Annotated in this window: 17 protein-coding genes and 9 tRNA genes; 4 read left to right on the top strand and 22 right to left on the bottom strand. The window is 64.4% G+C overall.

Features of this window, described 5'->3' with window-relative positions:
• Positions 1–94: 94 nt before the first annotated feature.
• From L810_RS32665 to gltX, 8 genes are all read right to left on the bottom strand, one after another.
• Positions 95–171: transfer RNA gene (locus L810_RS32665), tRNA-Asp, on the bottom strand.
• A 73-nt stretch (positions 172–244) separates the two neighbouring features.
• Positions 245–320, bottom strand: a tRNA-Glu gene (locus L810_RS32660).
• A 66-nt stretch (positions 321–386) separates the two neighbouring features.
• Positions 387–463: transfer RNA gene (locus tag L810_RS32655), tRNA-Asp, on the bottom strand.
• A gap of 80 nt (positions 464–543) precedes the next feature.
• Positions 544–619: transfer RNA gene (locus L810_RS32650), tRNA-Glu, on the bottom strand.
• Positions 620–682: 63 nt separating this feature from the next.
• A tRNA-Asp gene (locus L810_RS32645) sits at positions 683–759 on the bottom strand.
• 79 nt (positions 760–838) lie between these two features.
• Positions 839–914: transfer RNA gene (locus tag L810_RS32640), tRNA-Glu, on the bottom strand.
• A 141-nt stretch (positions 915–1,055) separates the two neighbouring features.
• Positions 1,056–1,131 (bottom strand) — tRNA-Ala (locus tag L810_RS32635).
• A 128-nt stretch (positions 1,132–1,259) separates the two neighbouring features.
• A complete protein-coding gene (gltX, locus tag L810_RS32630) occupies positions 1,260–2,669 on the bottom strand; it encodes a glutamate--tRNA ligase (RefSeq protein ID WP_042977076.1) in 1,410 nt (469 codons plus the stop codon).
• Between the two features lie 280 nt (positions 2,670–2,949).
• Here gltX and L810_RS32625 point away from each other — a divergent pair, with 280 nt between their 5' ends.
• A complete protein-coding gene (locus tag L810_RS32625) occupies positions 2,950–3,876 on the top strand; it encodes a patatin-like phospholipase family protein (protein ID WP_021162487.1) in 927 nt (308 codons plus the stop codon).
• Between the two features lie 146 nt (positions 3,877–4,022).
• On the opposite strand, the gene L810_RS32620 is transcribed toward L810_RS32625, so the two are convergent.
• From L810_RS32620 to L810_RS47675, 5 genes are all read right to left on the bottom strand, one after another.
• Entirely contained in the window at positions 4,023–4,697 is a 675-nt protein-coding gene (locus tag L810_RS32620; RefSeq protein ID WP_021162486.1) for a C40 family peptidase, read from the bottom strand.
• Between the two features lie 128 nt (positions 4,698–4,825).
• Positions 4,826–6,448 (bottom strand): ABC transporter ATP-binding protein, encoded by a 1,623-nt coding sequence (locus tag L810_RS32615; protein ID WP_021162485.1) that lies wholly within the window; start codon positions 6,446–6,448, stop codon positions 4,826–4,828.
• The gene (locus tag L810_RS32610; RefSeq protein ID WP_021162484.1) at positions 6,445–7,542 is read right to left on the bottom strand and encodes an ABC transporter permease; all 1,098 of its coding nucleotides are present in this window, start codon (positions 7,540–7,542) and stop codon (positions 6,445–6,447) included. The genes L810_RS32615 and L810_RS32610 overlap by 4 nt, the downstream gene beginning before the upstream one ends.
• Positions 7,543–7,590: 48 nt before the next feature.
• The gene (locus L810_RS32605) at positions 7,591–8,634 is read right to left on the bottom strand and encodes a microcin C ABC transporter permease YejB (RefSeq protein ID WP_042977074.1); all 1,044 of its coding nucleotides are present in this window, start codon (positions 8,632–8,634) and stop codon (positions 7,591–7,593) included.
• Positions 8,635–8,685: 51 nt separating this feature from the next.
• Positions 8,686–9,369, bottom strand: a complete 684-nt coding sequence (locus L810_RS47675) for an ABC transporter substrate-binding protein (RefSeq protein ID WP_148712287.1) — start codon at positions 9,367–9,369, stop codon at positions 8,686–8,688.
• 75 nt (positions 9,370–9,444) lie between these two features.
• Here L810_RS47675 and L810_RS47670 point away from each other — a divergent pair.
• Positions 9,445–9,571 (top strand) — tRNA-Arg (locus L810_RS47670).
• A gap of 423 nt (positions 9,572–9,994) precedes the next feature.
• The gene (locus tag L810_RS47665) at positions 9,995–10,378 is read left to right on the top strand and encodes a hypothetical protein (protein ID WP_155648159.1); all 384 of its coding nucleotides are present in this window, start codon (positions 9,995–9,997) and stop codon (positions 10,376–10,378) included.
• Positions 10,379–10,693: 315 nt separating this feature from the next.
• Here the strand turns inward: L810_RS47665 and L810_RS32595 are convergent, their stop codons facing one another.
• The 6 genes from L810_RS32595 to L810_RS32570 all read right to left on the bottom strand — a co-directional run bounded on the left by L810_RS32595 (position 10,694) and on the right by L810_RS32570 (position 17,027).
• Positions 10,694–11,059, bottom strand: coding sequence for a hypothetical protein (locus L810_RS32595; protein WP_021162483.1), 366 nt, complete (start codon positions 11,057–11,059; stop codon positions 10,694–10,696).
• A gap of 329 nt (positions 11,060–11,388) precedes the next feature.
• Positions 11,389–11,721, bottom strand: coding sequence for a cytochrome o ubiquinol oxidase subunit IV (gene cyoD, locus L810_RS32590; protein ID WP_011352504.1), 333 nt, complete (start codon positions 11,719–11,721; stop codon positions 11,389–11,391).
• Positions 11,722–12,330 (bottom strand): cytochrome o ubiquinol oxidase subunit III, encoded by a 609-nt coding sequence (gene cyoC / locus L810_RS32585; protein ID WP_021162482.1) that lies wholly within the window; start codon positions 12,328–12,330, stop codon positions 11,722–11,724.
• Entirely contained in the window at positions 12,330–14,336 is a 2,007-nt protein-coding gene (gene cyoB / locus L810_RS32580) for a cytochrome o ubiquinol oxidase subunit I (protein ID WP_021162481.1), read from the bottom strand. Before cyoB ends, cyoC begins: the two co-directional genes overlap by 1 nt.
• A gap of 3 nt (positions 14,337–14,339) precedes the next feature.
• A complete protein-coding gene (cyoA, locus tag L810_RS32575; protein ID WP_042977071.1) occupies positions 14,340–15,227 on the bottom strand; it encodes a ubiquinol oxidase subunit II in 888 nt (295 codons plus the stop codon).
• A gap of 270 nt (positions 15,228–15,497) precedes the next feature.
• Positions 15,498–17,027 carry a complex I subunit 4 family protein gene (locus tag L810_RS32570; RefSeq protein WP_021162478.1) on the bottom strand — a complete coding sequence of 510 codons (1,530 nt, stop codon included), beginning with the start codon at positions 17,025–17,027 and terminating at the stop codon, positions 15,498–15,500.
• Positions 17,028–17,161: 134 nt separating this feature from the next.
• Here L810_RS32570 and L810_RS46095 point away from each other — a divergent pair, with 134 nt between their 5' ends.
• Complete coding sequence (locus L810_RS46095) at positions 17,162–17,332, top strand: hypothetical protein (protein ID WP_162175307.1); 171 nt, start codon at positions 17,162–17,164, stop codon at positions 17,330–17,332.
• A gap of 642 nt (positions 17,333–17,974) precedes the next feature.
• Here the strand turns inward: L810_RS46095 and L810_RS32565 are convergent.
• The 3 genes from L810_RS32565 to tilS form a co-directional block, all read right to left on the bottom strand.
• Positions 17,975–18,068, bottom strand: a tRNA-Ser gene (locus tag L810_RS32565).
• A gap of 110 nt (positions 18,069–18,178) precedes the next feature.
• Positions 18,179–19,432, bottom strand: coding sequence for an aspartate kinase (locus tag L810_RS32560; RefSeq protein ID WP_027787050.1), 1,254 nt, complete (start codon positions 19,430–19,432; stop codon positions 18,179–18,181).
• 341 nt (positions 19,433–19,773) lie between these two features.
• A partial coding sequence (gene tilS, locus L810_RS32555; RefSeq protein ID WP_042977069.1) for a tRNA lysidine(34) synthetase TilS occupies positions 19,774–20,026 on the bottom strand: 253 nt, incomplete at its 5' end.

Below are 20,026 nucleotides of genomic sequence, written 5' to 3'. Positions count from 1 at the left end.
GCGGCTTCCTCCGCTCCGCGGTCACGCGCCCGCCAGCGGGCGCAACCGACGATACAAATGAAAAAGCCCGCACGAGGCGGGCTTCTTCATTTTTTGGCGGAGCGGACGGGACTCGAACCCGCGACCCCCGGCGTGACAGGCCGGTATTCTAACCGACTGAACTACCGCTCCAGTCTTGCTGCTTGCCTGGCAGGCGTCGGTTGCTTCCTGCCGGCGCATCGTTTGTTCGAACGACGCCGAAATCTGGCGTCCCCTAGGGGATTCGAACCCCTGTACTCACCGTGAAAGGGTGATGTCCTAGGCCTCTAGACGAAGGGGACAACGTACTGCTTACATCCTTAATGCAAAAGCCCGTTCAAAAAACGTTCTTTGAACGGGCTTCGTTCTGGCGGAGCGGACGGGGCTCGAACCCGCGACCCCCGGCGTGACAGGCCGGTATTCTAACCAACTGAACTACCGCTCCAGCTTTTCTTACCCTCGCCTGCAGGATCTTGTCACGCTCCTGCAAGCGATGCGGCACTTCTACGAAACGCCGCTGAATCCTGGCGTCCCCTAGGGGATTCGAACCCCTGTACTCACCGTGAAAGGGTGATGTCCTAGGCCTCTAGACGAAGGGGACAACGTACTGCTTACATCTTTAATACAAAAGCCCGCTCAAAAACGTCTTGAACGGGCTTCGTTCTGGCGGAGCGGACGGGACTCGAACCCGCGACCCCCGGCGTGACAGGCCGGTATTCTAACCGACTGAACTACCGCTCCAGCTTTCTTACCCAACCCGCAGGACGTCGGTTACGTTCCTGCGAGCCTTGCGACACTTCTACGAAACGCCGCTGAATCCTGGCGTCCCCTAGGGGATTCGAACCCCTGTACTCACCGTGAAAGGGTGATGTCCTAGGCCTCTAGACGAAGGGGACAAAATCTTTTCAGATTTGTCTGACTTTCGCTATTCACTTTTCAATCAACAGCGAAGGCCGAAATTCTAACTGCTTTGAATCATTTTGTGAAGCATTTATTACTACCCTACTTGCTTCGCAAATCAACTCAGCTTGTTCTGATGGTGGAGGTAAGCGGGATCGAACCGCTGACCTCTTGCATGCCATGCAAGCGCTCTCCCAGCTGAGCTATACCCCCTTGCAGAACAGAAATGAGATTATATGGAGCTACTTTGAACTTGTAAATACCCTTTTTGCGATTGGAGCGAAATTTTTTGCGAAGCCGCCGCGATGTCACGCACGGGCGGCTTCGCTCGCCCCCGAATCTCAGGCCAGCGCGGCCTCGATGCGCGACACCACGACATCGCGACCGAACAGGACGAGCACCGCGTCGATCGACGGCGTGTGCGTCGTCCCCGCCACCAGCAGGCGCACCGGCATCGCGAGTTGCGGCATCTTCAGCTTGTGCGTGCCGAGCGTCGCCTTCAGCGCGGCGGATACGGCCTCCTTCGTCCAGTCGGCCGCTTTCAGCGCAGCGACGAGATCGGCCAGCGCCGGACGCACCGCATCGGTCACGTGCTGCGCAAGCGCATCGGCCTCCGGTGCCGGCACACGGTAGAACATCGCAGCGCCTTCCGCGATCTCCTTGACCGTCGTCGCGCGATCCTTCATCAGCCCGACCACGGCATCGAGCGCCGGGCCCGTGGCGATCGCCGCATCGTCGACGCCGAGTGCGGCGAGGAACGGCTTGGCCAGCTCGGCGAGGCGCGCGTTGTCGGCTTCCTTGATGTAATGCGCGTTCAGCCAGCTCAGCTTGCTGTGGTCGTATTGCGCGGGCGACTTGCCGAGATGCTCGAGATCGAACCATTCGACGAACTGCTCACGCGAGAAAATCTCGGCATCGCCGTGCGACCAGCCGAGGCGCGCGAGATAGTTGACGACCGCTTCGGGCAGGAAACCCGCGTCGCGATACGCCATCACGCTCATCGCGCCATGCCGCTTGCTCATCTTCTCGCCCTGCTCGTTCAGCACGGTCGGCAGGTGCGCGTAGACCGGCGCCTCGCCGCCGAGCGCATTCAGGATGTTGATCTGGCGCGGCGTGTTGTTCACGTGGTCGTCGCCACGGATCACGTGCGTGATGCCCATGTCCATGTCGTCCACCACCACGCAGAAGTTGTAGATCGGCGTGCCGTCCGGGCGCGCGATCACGAGGTCGTCGAGTTCCTCGTTCGAAATCTCGACACGCCCCTTCACCGCGTCATCCCACACGACCGTGCCCGTCAGCGGATTGCGGAAACGCAGCACCGGCTTCACGCCGGCCGGCGGCTCCGGCAGCACCTTGCCGGGCTCCGGACGCCACGTGCCGTCGTAGCGCGGCTTCAGGCCGGCCTCGCGCTGGCGTTCGCGCAGCGCGTCGAGCTCCTCGGCCGACATGTAGCACGGGTAGGCAAGCCCCTTCTCCAGCATCTGCGCGAGCACCTCGCGATAGCGGTCCATCCGCTGCATCTGGTAGATCGGGCCTTCGTCGAAATCCAGGCCGAGCCATTGCATCCCTTCGAGGATCGCGTCGACCGCTTCCTGCGACGAGCGCTCGACGTCGGTGTCCTCGATGCGCAGCACGAACGTGCCCTTCATCTTGCGGGCGAACGCCCACGGATAGAGCGCGGAGCGGATGTTGCCGAGGTGGATGAAGCCGGTGGGACTCGGCGCGAAGCGGGTACGGACAGGACGGGTCATAAACGGTAACTCGAACGCCTGGGGCGCATGAATGATTCGACGCGGGATCGACGGCGGCAGCCCGGACAGCAACGGGGCCGGCCGCGCCCGGAACGGGAAAGAAGCCGGAATTATACTCGCGCCGGACATCGCGCCAAGCGCGCCGCTTGCTTTATGATGTGCGCGCCGCGGCCGCCAGCCGGCGCGGCGCCGGCCGCACGGAACCTGCCGCGCGGCCGCTCGGAACCTATCGCCGCCGCGGGCCGTGTGACCCGCCGCCAAGCCGCCGGAGAACCATTCGATGTCGTCCCCTCGCCTGTCGCGCCGCCACTTCACGATCGCCGCCGCGTCCGCCAGCCTCGCCGCCTGCACGTCGTTCGGCGACAAATCCCGTTCGGACAATACGTCCGGCGCCACGCAGCCGCGCGAGAAGCCGGTGAAGATCGGCATCGCGCTCGGCGGCGGCGCCGCGCGCGGCTTCTCGCACATCGGCGTGCTGAAGGCGCTCGAGGCGCGCGGCATCCCGGTCGAAATCGTCGCGGGCACGAGCGCGGGCTCGGTGGTCGGCGCACTGTATGCGTCGGGCATGAGCGCACTGCAGATCAACAAGATCGCGCTCGACATGGACCAGGCGGCGATCAGCGACTGGGCGCTGCCGTTCCGTTCGCGCGGGCTGCTGCAGGGCGTGGCGCTGCAGAACTTCCTGAACAAGACGCTCAACAACCGGCCGATCGAGAAGATGGCGAAGCCGCTCGGTATTGTCGCGACCGATCTGCAGAGCGGTCAGCCGATCCTGTTCCAGCAAGGCAACACGGGGCTCGCGGTGCGTGCGTCGTGCAGCGTGCCGTCGGTGTTCGAACCGGTGAAGATCGGCAACCGCGAATATGTCGACGGCGGCCTCGTGAGCCCCGTGCCGGCGTCGTATGCGCGCAAGATGGGCGCGAGCTTCGTGATCGCGGTCGACATCTCGGCCCGGCCGGACGGCGCGGCAACCAACAACCCGATCGAGATGCTGCTGCAGACCTTCACGATCATGGGCCAGACGATCAAGACCTACGAGCTCGAAAAGTACGCCGACGTCGTGATCCGCCCGAACCTCGCGGCCATGGGCGGCAGCGACTTCAACCAGCGCAACGCGGCCATTCTTGCAGGCGAGGAAGCCGTCGCGCGCATCATGCCGGAACTGCAGCGCAAGCTCGCGGCAGCGCGCGGCGTGGCCGCCGCGTAAGCACGCGACGCGCAGGCCGGCGCGCGCCGCCGGCCCGCAAACGACGGCGCGACGGTCATTCACCGTTTGCATCGCCCCAAAACAAAAAACCCTGCCGCCTTTCGGTGACAGGGTTTTTTCGATCCGGCCGGACCGGCCGTCGAACGTCAGTTGTTGCCGTTCGCCGAATCGTCGCCAATCGTCGCGCGCACGCGCTGACGCAGATCTTCCGGCTTCATCGGGAACTCCGACTCAAGCCGGCGCGCGCCGGTGAAACGCTTTTCCCAGTAGCCGCTATCGAGATCGTCGACGCGGATGGTGCTGCCCGTCGACGGCGAGTGCACGAACTTGTTGTCGCCGATGTAGATGCCGACGTGCGAGAACGTGCGGCGCATCGTGTTGAAGAACACGAGATCGCCCGGCTTGAGGTTGCTCATGCTCACCTTCTCGCCGACGCGGCTCATCTCTTCCGCTCGACGCGGCAGCGACATCCCGAGGGTGTCCTGGAACACGTAGCGCACGAAGCCGCTGCAGTCGAGGCCCGAATCCGGCGAGTTGCCGCCCCAGCGATAGCGCACGCCGATCATGTTCAGCGCGCCGACGACCACGTCGCCCGCCTTGCCGGCCATGCCGGCGAGGAACGACTTCGCGCCGCCGCCCGACGGCTGCGCGCTGGTCTGCTGGAGGGAGGAATTCGACGCGTTCTGCGTCGAATTGGTGACATTCTGGTTAAAACTGCTGACTTCGTCGGCGAACGCGCCGGGTGCTGCTGCGAACAGGGCGCCGATGAACAGCCCGGCGATGGTGCGCGCGCATGCCTGGGTCAGGGATCGATGCTGCATTGGTCGATGGAATGTGCTTAAAAATCAGCTGATTGGCGGAAAATTTCGGTCGATACTAGCCAGCGCGTAATCGTTTGTCAAAACAAATTAATAAATACAATCGAGATGGTCAGACCATTGGCGGCCTATCACGCTTTCCAGACCGCTTTCAACAGCTTTTGTGTGTAAGGATGTGACGGTCTGCTGAAGATGTCGGCCACCTCTCCCGACTCGACGACGGCCCCGCCCTGCATCACCGCGACGCGGTGCGCCATCGCCCCGATCACCTCCAGGTCGTGGCTGATGAATACATAGCCGAGGTTGTATTTCTGTTGCAAATTCGCGAGCAGCTTGAGCACCTGCTGCTGGATCGACACGTCGAGCGCGGACGTCGGCTCGTCGAGGATCAGGATGCGCGGTTCCAGCACCAGCGCGCGCGCGATCGCGATCCGCTGGCGCTGCCCGCCCGAGAATTCGTGCGGATAACGGTGCAGCACCGTGCGGTCGAGGCCGACTTCGCGCAGCACCGCGAGCGACTTCGCGCGACGCGCATCGGGCGTCATGTCCGGGCGATGCAGTTCGAGCCCCTCGCCGACGATCCGCTCGATCGTGTGACGCGGAGAAAGCGAACTGAACGGATCCTGAAAGACCACCTGCATGTTCGAGCGCAGGGCGGTCTGTTCGCGGCCTCGATAGGTCGACAGCGCGCGCCCCTGGAATTCGATCGTGCCGCCGGCCGTCTTTTGCAGGCCGAGCAGCGCCATCGCGAGCGTCGACTTCCCGGATCCCGATTCACCGACGATGCCGAGCGTCTCGCCCTGCCGCACCGACACCGACACATCCGCGACAGCCGTCACGGGTACCGAGCCGAACCAGCCCGCGATGCCCGGCCGCTTGCGCGCGAACTGCACGCTCACGTGGCGAGCATCGAGCACGACGGGCGCGATCGGCATCACCGGAGCGACCGCGCGTTGCGGCCGGCTGTTCAGCAGCCGCTGCGTATACGGATGCTCGGGTTCCGCGAAGATCCGCTCGACCGGCCCGCTCTCGACGAGCCGGCCGTGCTCCATCACCGCGACGCGATCCGCGAAGTGCCGCACGAGATTCAGGTCGTGCGTGATCAGCAGGATCGCCATCCCGCGCTTTTCCGCTTCCTCGCGCTGCAGCTCCAGCAGCAGGTCGACGATCTGCGCGCGGATCGTCACGTCGAGCGCGGTGGTCGGCTCGTCGGCCAGCAGCAGGCGCGGCCGGCAGGCAAGCGCCATCGCGATCATCGCGCGCTGCCGCTGGCCGCCCGACAACTGGTGCGGATAGCTGTCGACACGCTTCTCCGGCTCCGCGATGCCCGTGCGCGCCAGCAGAGCGATCGCACGCTTGCGCGCCTCGACCGCCGATACGCCGTCGTGCAGCACGATCGTCTCGCCGATCTGCACGCCGATCGTATACAGCGGGTTGAGCGCCGTCATCGGTTCCTGGAAGATCATCGCGATGTCCGAGCCGCGCAGCCCGCGCATCTCGCGCTCGCTCTTGCCAGCCAGGTCCTGCCCCGCGAAGCGGATCGCCCCGCTCACGTCGGCGTCGCGCAGCAGCCTCAGGATCGACAGCGCGGTCACGCTCTTGCCGGAACCCGATTCGCCGACCAGCGCCACGCGCTCGCCGCGACCGATCTCGAGCGTCACGTCGTCCACCGCGACCGTGTCGCCGAAGCGTACATGCAGATGCTCGAGCGCCAGCAGCGGCTCATGCTGCGTCGATACGACCGCCTCGCTCATCGCTGGCCTCCCGCCGCGCGCACCGAATCGGCGATCCGCGTATCGAGTGCGTTGCGCAGCGCGTCGCCCATGAAGGTCAGCAGCAGCAGCGTCGTGACCAGCACGCCGAAGGTCGACAACGAGATCCACCATGCGTCGAGGTTGCCCTTGCCCTGCGCGAGCAGTTCGCCGAGGCTCGGAGTCGGCGGCGGCACGCCGAGCCCGAGGAAATCGAGGCTCGTGAGCGCGAGGATCGAGCCGCTCATCCGGAACGGCAGGAACGTGATCACCGGCGTGAGGCTGTTCGGCAGCACATGGCGCCAGATGATCTGCCAGTTCGTGAGCCCCATCGCGCGCGCCGCGCGCACGTAGTCCTGCGTGCGGTTGCGCAGGAATTCCGCGCGCACGTAGTCGGCGAGCCCGATCCAGCCGAACAGCGACAGCAGCACGATCAGCAGCAGGAAACTCGGCTCGAAGATCGACGCGAAGATGATCAGCAGGTACAGCTCGGGCAGCGAACTCCAGATCTCGATCAGGCGCTGCCCGACGATGTCGATGCGCCCGCCGAAGAAGCCCTGCACGGCGCCCGCGGCGATCCCGAGCAGCGTGCCGATCACGGTCAGGATCAGCCCGAACTCGACCGACACGCGGAACCCGTACACGAGCCGGGCGAGCAGGTCGCGGCCCTGCGCGTCCGTGCCGAGCCAGTTCGCGCGCGACGGCGGCGCGGGGTTCGGCACGTTCGAGAAGTAGTTCAGCGTGTCGTAGTAGTAACGGTTCGGCGGGTAGACGACGAAGTTGCCGGGCGCCTCGAGCCGCTTGCGCACATACGGGTCGAGATAGTCGGCCGGCGTCGGGAAATCGCCGCCGAAGGTCGTCTCCGGATACGCATGGAACATCGGGAAATAGGTCTGGCCGTCGTAACGCACGACGAGCGGCTTGTCGTTCGACCACAGCGGCGCCGCGAGGCTCGCGGCGAACGCGACGACGAAGATCACGAAGCTCCAGTAGCCGAGGCGCTGCTGCCTGAAGCGCTGCCATACGCGGCGCGCGGGAGACGGCGACACGCGGGCGCGCGCCGCGTCGATGCGGGACGACACGACGGCCCGGTTCATCGCGCACCTCGCCCGGTGACGCCGGGCATGCAGACGGACGGTTTCATGTCAGCGCTCCAGGGTGTCGAATTGAATGCGCGGATCGACCCACACATAGCAGAGATCGGAGATCAGCTTGGTCGCAAGGCCGATCAGCGTGAACAGGTACAGCGTGCCGAGCACGACCGGATAGTCGCGCCGCACGACCGATTCGTACGACAGCAGCCCGAGGCCGTCGAGCGAGAACAGCGTCTCGATCAGCAGGCTGCCCGTGAAGAACGCGCCGATGAACGCGGCCGGGAAACCGACGATCAGCGGCAGCATCGCGTTGCGGAACACGTGCTTCCACAGCACGCTGCGCTCGGAGAGCCCTTTCGCGCGCGCGGTCAGCACGTATTGCCGGCGGATCTGGTCGAGGAACGCATTCTTCGTGAGCATCGTGACGACCGCGAAGCTGCCGACGACCGACGCCGTGATCGGCAGCGCGATGTGCCACAGGTAGTCGAGCACCTTGCCGACGAGCGACAGCTGGGCGAAGTTGTCCGACGTGAGCCCGCGCAGCGGGAAAAGCTGCCAGAACGAGCCACCGCCGAACAGCACGAGCAGCAGCACGCCGAGCACGAAGCCCGGAATCGCATAACCGACGAGCACGACGAGGCTCGTCGCGACGTCGAACGGCGAACCGTTGCGCACGGCCTTCGCGATGCCCAGCGGCACCGAGATCAGGTACGTGAGGAAGAACGTCCACAGCCCGATGCTGATCGACACGGGCAGCTTCTGCACGACCAGCGACCACACGCTCTGGTGGCGGAAGTAGCTGTCGCCGAGATCGAAGCGCGCGAAGCGCTTCAGCATCAGCCAGTAGCGTTCGAGCGGCGGTTTGTCGAAACCGTACAACGCCTTCAGCTGCGCGAGCTGCTGCGCGTCGACGCCGGTGTGCGCGCGCATCCCGAACGGCACCGCACCCTGCTCCGTCGCGCCCTTGCGCAATTCCTGCACGGCCTGTTCGACGGGGCCGCCCGGTACGAACTGGATCACCGCGAACGTGAGCGTCAGCACACCGATGAGCGTCGGGATCATCAGCAGCAGGCGTTTGAGGATGTAGCTCCACATGGGCGTCGACTCGCGATCGGTAGGCAGGGTTGGACGTAGGGGCGGCGTGGCTTAGTGATCGGGCTTCGCCCACCAGGTCGACACGACCCAGCCCTCGGCCGAATAGTACAGCGGCAGCGTCTGCGGGTAGCCGAGCGTGCGCTTGTACGCGATCCGGTGCGTCGTGCTGTACCACTGCGGGACCGCGTAGTAGCCATGCATCAGCACGCGGTCGAGCGCGTGTGTCGCATCGAGCAATTCGTCGCGCGACTGCGCGGTGCCGAGTGCGTGCAGCAGCGCGTCGACGGCCGGTGACTTCAGCCCGATGAAGTTGTCGGAGCCCGGCTCGTCGGCGAACTTGCTGGCGTAACGCGAGTATTGCTCGGCCCCCGGCACCTGCACGCCCGGCAGGCGGATCGTCGTCATGTCGTAGTCGAACGCGTCGAGGCGCTTTTGCAGCAGCGCGAAATCGGCCGTGCGAAAGCGTGCATCGATGCCGAGCTTCGCCAGATTGCGCTGATAGGCCGTCACGACACCTTCCATCGCGGCGCCCGAATCGTCGAGGATCTCGAACGTGAACGGCTCGCCTTTCGCATTGCGCAGCGCGCCGTCGCGATAGGTCCAGCCGGCCTGCGCGAGCAGCGTGCGCGCCTTCAGCAGGTTCGCGCGCAGCGAGCCCGGCGGATTCGTGTCCGGCTGAGTGACCATCGGCCCGAACACGGCCGGGTCGAGCTGCGCGCGCAGCGGCTCCAGCAACTTCAGCTCGCCGGGGCCGGGCGTGCCGGTCGCCTGCAGGTCGGTGTCGGCGAAGTAGCTGTCCAGACGCGTGTAGGCGCTGTAGAACAGCTGGCGGTTCAGCCATTCGAAGTCGAACGCAAGGTCGAGCGCCTGGCGTACGCGCACGTCGCGAAACAGCGGCCGGCGCAGGTTCATGAAGAAGCCCTGCATGCCGGCGCCGTTGTGCTGGCGGAATTCGCGCTTGACGAGCTCGCCGCTGTCGAAACGCTTGCCGACGTCGCGGCGCGTCCAGTTGCGCGCGATGTACTCGACGAGCACATCGTATTCGCCCGCCTTGAACGCTTCAAGCCGCGCAACGCCATCGCCGTACAGCTTGTAGACGATCCGTTCGAAGTTGTTGGTGCCCACCCGCACCGGCAGGTCGGCACCCCAGTACGCCGGGTTGCGCCGGTAAGTGATCGTCCGGCCGTTGTCGTAGCGCTCGATCAGGTACGGGCCGCTGCCGATCGGTTGCTCGAACGCGAGCTGGTCGAACGGGATGCGCGAGCCGTCCGCGCGCAATCCCCACTTGCGCGAAAACACCGGCACGCCGCCGGCGATCAGCGGCAGTTCACGATTCGCGCTGCGGAACTCGAAACGCACGGTGGCAGGATCAACCACCACGGCCTTCGTGATTTCCGCGAAATACGCGCCGAACTGCGGCGCGGCCAGCTTGCTCTTCAGTGTGTCGAACGAGAACTTGACGTCGTCGGCCGTGACCGGGTCGCCATTGGAAAAGCGCGCGCGCGGATTCAGGTGGAACGTGACCGAACGGCGATCCGGTGCGATGTCGATGTCGTCGGCGAGCAGCCCGTACGCCGACGCCGGCTCGTCCGAGCTGCCGGTCGCGAGGCTCTCGAACAGCATGTCGATGCCCGGCGCGGGATTGCCGCGCATCGTAAACGGGTTGAACTTGTCGAACGAGGTCAGCCGGTTGGGGTTCGCGAGCACGAGCGTGCCGCCCTTCGGCGCGTCGGGGTTGACGTAGTCGAAATGCCTGAAGCCCGGCGGATACTTCGGCTCGCCGTACTGCGCAATGGCGTAGGCCGCGTGCGCGGCGGTCGCGGCCAGCGCCGCCTGCAACACGAATACCGCGGCCGTGCGGCCGGCAACCCGTACGGCACGGCGGACACGCCCGGCGGCCCGGGGCGAACCCTTCGTCATAGAGGCCCTGTCGGTCGAATGAGGGTAGTAACGAGGGACGATTCTACCCATTCAATCCGTCGGGCCAAAAGAAAACCGCCATGCAGGCGGTTTCTTCATCGGCGGACGTTGCGCGCACATCACGCGTGCGCCCTGTCGATCAACGCCAGCCGTTGTGGCGACCGTTGTCCCAATGGCCGTGACCGCGATCCCAGCCGGGGCGGCCGCCGTGACGGCGGTACCACTCGTCGCGGCCCCAGTAGCGACGGCCGTCCCAGTAGCGGTCGCCATGCCAGCCGATCACGATAGTCGGCGCCGGTGCGTAGACGGGTGCCGGCGCATAGACCGGCGCAGGCTGATAGACGACCGGCGGCGGAGGCGGCGGCGCATACACAGGTGCGGGCGCGACGTAGACCGGTGCCGGAACGCCGAGATTGATCCCGACATTGACTCCCGCCATTGCTGCGCCCGACACGAGCAAGGCCGTCATACCGGTCAAGAGCGAGGCAATACGCAAGGTCTTCATGGATTCCTCTTTGGGGGTTGTTGGATGTGTGATTCGACTATAACGGCAAGCGTTGCCCCCGCATATTTCAAGTTTGTAAGAACTGATGCGCGGCATCGCAACGGCAAGCTTGCGCTAACGTCTTGTAACAATCGACGGCCCGACGGAGGCGTCCAGGCGCCCTTCCGCCTTCGCCGATCGGCGTTCGCAACGGCCATGCGCGCGCCGAATCACACAGTCGACGCCCGCCCGGTACCGCCCTGGCGGGCCGCGGCGCCCTTCTCGCGGACGAAAAAAAAGCGGCACCTTCGTGCCGCTTCTCCGGTCGACGCATCGCGCCGCGATGCCGCTCAGCGCGACATCATGTTCATGCTGACGTTGTGCATCACCCACAGCGTGCCGACGATCAGGATCGCCGCGGTCAGCACCGTGTAGCTGAACGCCATCACATTCCAGCGCTGGCCCGACGAGCCGTTCATGTGCAGGAAGTACACGAGGTGCACGACGATCTGCACGAACGCGAGCACGGCAAGCGCGATCAGCGACGCGTGCGGCGACAGCACGCCGCCCATCACGAGGCCGAACGACGCGGCCGTGAGCAGCACCGACAGGATGAAGCCGGCGACATAACCGCCGACACTGCCGTGCCCTTCTTCGAGTTGAGACGAATGCGAATGGGCCATTTAGATCACGCTCGCGAGATAGACAAAGGAAAACACGCAGATCCACACGATGTCGAGGAAGTGCCAGAAGAGGCTCAGGCACGTCAGGCGTCGCAGGTCGCGATCGGTCAGGTCGCCGCCGCGAAACACGATCTGCCCGGCGAGCACGATCATCCACAGCAGCCCGGCCGTCACGTGCAGCCCGTGCGTGCCGACCAGCGTGAAGAACGCCGACAGGAACGCGCTGCGTTGCGGGCCCGCGCCTTCCGCGATCAGGTGCGAGAACTCGCGCAGTTCCATCACGAGAAACGCCGCGCCGAGCACGAACGTCACCGCGAGCCACGCGAGCAGCGCGCCACGCCGCTGCTTGTACGCGGCGAGCATCGCGAAACCGTACGTGATGCTCGACAGCAGCAGCGCGGCGGTTTCCACCGCGACGCCCGGAATGTCGAACAGGTCTTTCGCGGTCGGGCCGCCCGCATACTGCTGGCCAAGCACCGCGAACGTCGCGAACAGCGCGGCAAAGATCACGCAGTCGGTCATCAGGTACAGCCAGAACCCGAACACTGAATGCGACGGCGGATGGTCGTCGTGCTCGAGCAGGGTCGCGCTCAAGGTTTTCTGCAACATCAGTTGGCCTCCAGTTCCACGTCGTCGACGCGCGCGGCCACGCGCTGCGTCGGCTGCTTGTCTTCGGTCTTGCGCACCGTCGACGCAGGGATGTAATAACCGTCGTTATCGCGCGAGCTGTAGATCACGAGTGTCGCGACGATCCCGACGAGCCCGCCGATCGCCATCCACCAGATGTGCCACACCAGCGCGAAGCCGAGCACAAGGCTGAAGATCGCGACCACGAGGCCCGCGCAGGTATTCGACGGCATGTGGATGTCGCGGAACGACGCCGGGTTCGGCCGGCCTTCGCCGCGCGCCTTCATGTCCGCATACGCGTCGAGCGTGCGCACCTGCGGGATCACCGCGAAGTTGTAGTCGGCCGGCGGCGACGAAGTCGCCCACTCCAGCGTGCGGCCGCCCCACGGATCGCCCGTCGTGTCGCGGTATGCCGGCAGGTTGCGGTTGCGGATGCTGACCACCAGTTGCAGCAACTGGCACGCAATGCCGACCGCGATCAGCACGGCGCCGAATGCGGCGACCAGCAGCCACGGATGCCAGGCCGGGTTGTCGTAGTGGTTGAGCCGGCGCGTCATGCCCATGAAGCCGAGCACGTAGAGCGGCACGAACGCGACGTAGAAGCCGACCTGCCAGAACCAGAACGCAGCCTTGCCGAGCTTCTCGTTCAGCTTGAAGCCGAACGCTTTCGGGAACCAGTAGTTGAAGCCCGCGAGATAACCGAACAGCACGCCGCCGATGATCACGTTGTGGAAGTGCGCGATCAGGAACAGGCTGTTGTGCAGCACGAAGTCCGCACCCGGAATCGCCATCATCACGCCGGTCATGCCGCCGATCGTGAACGTGACCATGAAGCCGATCGTCCACAGCACGGGCGTCGTGAATTCGATCCGGCCGCGATACATCGTGAACAGCCAGTTGAACACCTTCACGCCGGTCGGGATCGCGATGATCATCGTCATGATGCCGAAGAACGCGTTCACGTTCGCACCCGAGCCCATCGTGAAGAAGTGGTGCAGCCACACGAGGAACGACAGCACCATGATCGCGCAGGTCGCGTACACCATCGTCTTGTAGCCGAACAGCGGCTTCTTCGCGAACGTCGCGATGACTTCCGAGAAGATCCCGAACGCCGGCAGGATCAGGATGTACACCTCCGGATGGCCCCACGCCCAGATCAGGTTCAGGTACAGCATCGCGTTGCCGCCGGCTTCGTTCGTGAAGAAGTGCATGCCGAGGTAACGGTCGAGGCCGAGCAGCGCGAGCGTCGCGGTCAGGATCGGGAACGACGCCATGATCAGCACGTTCGTGCAGAGCGCGGTCCACGTGAACACCGGCATCTTCATCAGTGTCATGCCCGGCGCGCGCATCTTGATGATCGTCACGAAGAAGTTCACGCCGGTCAGCAGCGTGCCGACGCCCGATATCTGCAGCGCCCACAGGTAGTAGTCGACCCCTACCCCCGGACTGAACTGCAGCTCCGACAGCGGCGGATACGCGAGCCAGCCCGTCTGCGCGAATTCGCCGATCACGAGCGACACGTTGATCAGGATCGCACTGACGGCCGTCATCCAGAAGGAGAGCGAGTTGATGAACGGGAATGCGACGTCGCGCGCGCCGATCTGCAGCGGCACGACCAGGTTCATCAGGCCGACCATGAACACCATCGCCATGAAGAAGATCATGATCACGCCGTGTGCCGTGAAGACCTGATCATAGTGGTGCGGCGGCAGGTAGCCGGGCCCGTTGTACGAGAGCGCGAGCTGCATGCGCATCATGATCGCGTCGGCGAAGCCGCGCAGCAGCATGATCAGCGCGACGATGATGTACATCACGCCGAGTCTCTTGTGGTCGACCGTGGTCAGCCATTCCGTCCACAGCCATTTCCACCGGCCGGTGATCGTCAGCGCGGCGAGAATGCCCAGCACGACCAGCCCCATGAAGGCACCTGCCCCCATGATGATGGGCTGATCGAACGGGATCGCCGAGAGTGTGAGTTTGCCGAACATGCGTTACCCCTTCGTGCCGCAGGCGGCGTCCTTCAGGTCGAGGACGTGGCCATCGTTGTATTTCGCGATGATGTTGTGGAAGAGCCGCGGATCGACCGACGAGAAGTAGCGCACCGGCGCCTTCTCGCTCGGCTGGGCGACGGTACCGTACACGGTCGCGTCGAGACGGTCGGGCGAGGCCTTCACCTTCTGCACCCATGCATCGAACTGTTCGCGCGGCTCGGCGAGCGTGCGGAACTTCATGTCGGAGAAGCCGCGGCCGCTGAAGTTGGCGGACGTGCCCGCGTAGTTGCCGGGCTCGTCGGCGATCAGGTGCAGGCGCGTCTGCATGCCGGCCATCGCATAGACCTGGCCGCCGAGCTGCGGGATGAAGAACGAGTTCATCACCGAATCCGACGTGATGCGGAAGTTCACCGGCGTGCCGACCGGAATCGCGAGCTGGTTCACCGATGCGATGCCAAGTTCCGGATAGATGAACAGCCACTTCCAGTCGAGCGCGACGACTTCGACGTCGATCGGCTTCACCGACGACTCGAGCGGCTTGTACGGGTCGAGCTCGTGCGTGGTCTTCCACGTGAGCACGCCGAGGAACAGGATGATCAGCGTCGGCACCGTCCAGATCACGACCTCGATCGCGGTCGAGTGCGACCAGTTCGGCGCGTAGGTGGCGCTGCGGTTCGATGCGCGGTAACGCCACGCGAACCACAGCGTGAGCAGGATCACCGGCACGACAACGACCAGCATCGCCCAGGTGGACGTCGCGATCAGCGCCTTTTCGGCAGCACCCACGCTTCCTTTCGGATTTAGTACATCTAAATTACATCCTGACAGGCTCAGGGCCGCGCCGATCGACATCAGCGCCACCCCGCCTTTTGAAGCTCTTCTTTTCATCACACCGCCCGAGGGTCATTGAATCCGTTTGCGTATGCCCGATGCGCATTCGATCCACGAAAGTGGCCGAATCATACGTCGCGCGAGTGCGATGAAGAACCAGCTAATGCGGAAAATCATCATTGCAGAATCTGTTGTGAGACACATTGTCGCGGGGCAATTTCACGCAGCCGCAAGCGGGCCCGGCGCTACCTGCGCCGGACCGAGATCGATGTGTACGCAACGGCTGTACCGCCGTGCGATGAGCCCCGCTCGCGCGACGTGCCGCGATCAGCCGCGCGTCGATGCCATGTACGACGGCTGCGGCTGCGCAGGGCTGTCCCCCGCCGGCAGCTTCGAATGGCTCGCGTCTTGGATCAGCCTTCCGACAGTCGGATCGATCGCGTCGGTGAACGGCTTCGGATCGATGCCGACCGCCAGCACGACCAGTGCGAGCGACGCGAACATCACGATCTCGCGACGGTTCAGGTCGGCGAGCTTCGCGATCCGCTGGCTCGCGACCTTGCCGAACACGACGCGCTTGAGCATCCACAGCGTGTACGACGCGCTGAGGATCAGCGTCAGAGCCGCGATCGCGCCGATCCAGAAGTTGAAGCGGATCGCGCCCATGATGACCATGAACTCGCCGACGAAGCCCGACGTGCCCGGCAGGCCGACGTTGGCCATCGCGAACAGCACCGTGAAGGTCGCGAAGCGCGGCATCACGCCCGCGACGCCGCCGTACGCAGCAATCTCGCGCTGCTTCGTGCGGTCGACGAGCACGTTCACGCACAACAGCATCGCGCCCGCGACGAAGCCGTACGACACGAGCTGCACGATCGCGCCTTCGACGCCGATCCGGTTGAACAGGAACAGCCCGAGCGTGACGATCCCCATGTGCGCGACCGTCGAATACGCGAGCAGCTTGCCGAGATCGGTCTGGGCGAGCGCGATCAGGCTCGCATAGACGATCGCGAACAGCGACAGCGCGATCACGGCCGGCGCGAAGAAGTGGCTCGCGTCGGGTGTCACCGGCAGCGCGAAGCGCAGGAACCCGTAGCCGCCGAGCTTGAGCATCGCGAGCATCAGCGCCGCGCCGGTCGGGCCGTCGGTATAGACGTCGCTCAGCCACGTGTGGACCGGCCACATCGGCACCTTGACCGCGAACGCGGCGAAGAAGCCGAGGAACACCAGCAACTGCGGCGCGAAGCCGAGCTGCAGCGTGCGCCACACGGCCATGTCGAACGTGTGCGACTGCGCGTACAGGTACAGCATCGCCATCAGCAGCAACAGCGAGCCGGCGAACGAGATGAAGAAGAACTTCACGGCCGCGTACACGCGGCGCTCGCGCCCCCATGTGCCGATCAGCAGGTAAAGCGGGATCAGCGTCGCCTCGAAGAAGATGAAGAACAGTAGCCCGTCCTGTGCGACGAACACGCCGACCATCAGCCCCGAAAGGATCAGGAACGATGCGTAGTACTGCGCGACGCGCACCGTGACCGACTCCCACGACGCCACGACCACCACGAGCGTCGTGAACGCGGTCAGCACGACGAGCCACAGCGACGCACCGTCGATGCCGACCCGCCATCCGGAATTGAATGCCGCCAGCCAGTTGCGGCTCTCGACGAACTGCATCGCGGCCGAGTGCGCATCGAAACCGGCGACCAGCGGAACGACGGCCGCAAGCCCCACCAGCGCGCCGACAAGCGCGATCAGCCTCGTTCGACGTGGATGATGGTCGGAACCGGCACGCAGCAGGCACGCGCCGAACAGGATCGGAGCCCAGATGGCCAGGCTCAGGAAGGGAAAATCATGCATGTCAACAGGGCCTTGATGAAGTCGCGCACTGCATCGGGGACAGGCGAGACGAAAGGAACGAAATCAAATCGACAGAAAGATTTCGTGAATCGCCAATGTTGGCAAAATGTAAAGCGGCATCACGGGAAAGCTTGATGCCGCTCAAACGCGATCGGGTTAACCAGCATAAGGCGATTGATTATTTTCTGCAGCGCAGCAGAGCATCGATTTCCACAACCCACTTTATCTTTATGATTTTTATGAGTAATTTTTTGTATTGCTTGATCAGGAAGATTGCAGAAATCGACGCAGCGCCGCATTTTTGATATCCGCCAGCCGTTTCGGAGGGTCGGAACGAGCTGATTGGCACCGGACAAGACGGGGAAAACGCAGCCCTGATTTCTTACAAGACGCCTTTCATTTTTATTTCACATCGTCTTGCTCGACGCGGATCGAGCGAAGGGTCGCGCCGCCCCCTCTCCACACTCTCGCGGCCATGCACGACATCCCGCAACGCGGGCGGGTCACGCGCTACGGAGAACGGATCGATCACGAGCAGCAATGCCGCCCTGCTTCATCGCGACGAGAGGCGCGACGATCGCGTGGACTCCTCCGCGGAGGATCTGCGGGCGCTCGCAATACACGCGTATGCCGTCGGCCATCGCGTGCCGGTAGTCGCGTGCCGCCGAGCGCAACACGCGCGGTCGTCGACAAAACGATGAATCGATGAGAGAAGACAGCCGGAACGGCACGCTGGCTCGCCAGGAGCATCACCTCGAGTCGCGCCGGACGATACGCGCCCTATCGCGCACGATCACCGCTCGACCCGAGCACACATTGGACATTGAGCACCACGCCCACATCGGCCGGCGGACGAGATCCAGCCGCATCGCACATCGCGCGCCCGACGGACCGGAAAAGAAAAAGCCCCGCAAGTCCGAGAACTTGCGGGGCTTTGTCACCGCTTTTGGCGGAGACGGAGGGATTCGAACCCTCGATCCAGGTTTTGGCCCAGATGCTCCCTTAGCAGGGGAGTGCCTTCGACCTCTCGGCCACGTCTCCCAAACTTTCGCTCGCACCAGGGAGGCAGTGCGACGAGAACGAAATAATATAGGGTTTCGAACCGCTCGTCAATTTCCGTGATGCATTTTCTTCAATGCATCACGAAAAATTCACGATGCCTGGTCGAGTTCGAATGCCTTGTGCAGCGCGCGGACGGCCAGCTCCATGTATTTCTCGTCGATCAGCACCGAAATCTTGATTTCGGACGTCGAGATCATCTGGATGTTGATGCCCTCTTCCGACAGCGTGCGGAACATCTTGCTCGCGACGCCCACGTGCGAACGCATGCCGACGCCGACCACCGACACCTTCGACACCTTCGGATCGCCCTGCACCTGCTCGGCGTTCACATGGCCCTTCACCTGGTTGGTGAGGATGTCCATCGCCTTCTGGTAGTCGCCGCGGCCGACCGTGAACGTGAAGTCGGTCTTGCCCTGGACGCTCTGGTTCTGGATGATCATGTCGACGTCGACGTTCGCATCCGCGACCGGGCCGAGGATCTGATACGCGATGCCCGGCTTGTCGGGCACGCCCATCACCGCAATGCGTGCTTCGTCGCGCTGGAACGCGATGCCGGAAATGACTGCCTTTTCCATGGTCTCGTCTTCTTCAAAAGTAATCAGGGTGCCCGAGCGCATTTCTTCGTCGAGCGCAATCAGCGGATCGGTCAGGCTCGACAGCACACGCGTCTTCACCTGGTATTTGCCGGCGAATTCGACCGAGCGGATCTGCAGGACCTTCGAGCCGAGGCTGGCCATTTCCAGCATTTCCTCGAACGTCACGCGATCGAGGCGTCGCGCCTCTTCGACGACGCGCGGGTCGGTCGTGTAGACGCCGTCGACGTCCGTGTAAATCAGGCACTCTTCGGCACCCAGCGCAGCCGCGACCGCCACCGCCGACGTATCCGAGCCGCCACGGCCCAGCGTCGTGATGTGGCCGTCCGGATCGACGCCCTGGAAGCCCGTGATGATCACGACCTTGCCTGCATTAAGGTCGGCCTTCACGCGCTCGTCATCGATCGAGTGAATGCGCGCTTTCGTGAACGCGCTGTCCGTCTTGATCGGCACTTGCCAACCCGCGTAACTCACGGCCTCGACGCCGATTTCCTGCAGCGCGATCGACAGCAGGCCGACGCTGACCTGCTCGCCGGTCGACGCGATCATGTCGAGCTCGCGCGGGCTCGGCTGGCTCGAAATCTCTTTCGCAAGACCGAGCAGACGGTTGGTTTCGCCGGACATCGCCGAAGGCACGACCACCATCTGGTGCCCGGCCTGATGCCATTTTGCGACGCGTTTCGCGACGTTCTTGATGCGCTCGACCGAGCCCATCGAAGTGCCGCCGTATTTGTGTACGATGAGTGCCATTGTCGTTCTGAACTGGAGGAGAAACCGCACGGGCGCGCTGGGCAGGCCGCGTAGCCGTTCGGTCACGCGGCTTGTGGCTGTGGACGGACGACGAGGGGGACGGCTGGGACGCAACACGCAAGCGTGACGGATTTTGCCCGGAAGGCCGATCAGGCCGCGCAAACCGGGTACGTCACGCGGAAAACCTGCACAAATCGCTCAAAAATCGAGCCGAGCAAACGACCGAGCGTACCCGATAGAGGCCCGCTTGACAAGCCGCTCGCCGCGTCCGGAGCCGTTCCGGCGCTGTTTACCAAATGGTGAAAATGCGCGCCATCGCGCCGCCGGAAGCCTGCCCGCCGTTACGCGATCAGCAGGTCGGGACGCCATTCGATCCGGCGCCAGGCGCCGTCGCCGGCCGCCTCGCTGCCGGACGCGCCGACATCGCGATTGATGCCGAGCCGCGGCACGTAGATCAGCCGCTCGCCCACGAACAAGAGCGGCACGTCGCGCTGCCAGGCCGGCACGCCGCGCTCCTGGAACAGGTTCTTCAGCGTGCGGCCCGGCCCGCCCGGCGACGTGCGCATCCGCTCGCCGCCCGCTCGGGCGCGCGCC

The organism is Burkholderia sp. AU4i (assembly GCF_000466765.1).
Lineage (GTDB): Bacteria > Pseudomonadota > Gammaproteobacteria > Burkholderiales > Burkholderiaceae > Burkholderia > Burkholderia cepacia.
Note: the sequence above shows the minus strand (reverse complement) of the source record. Positions and strands in the feature narration are given on the sequence as shown.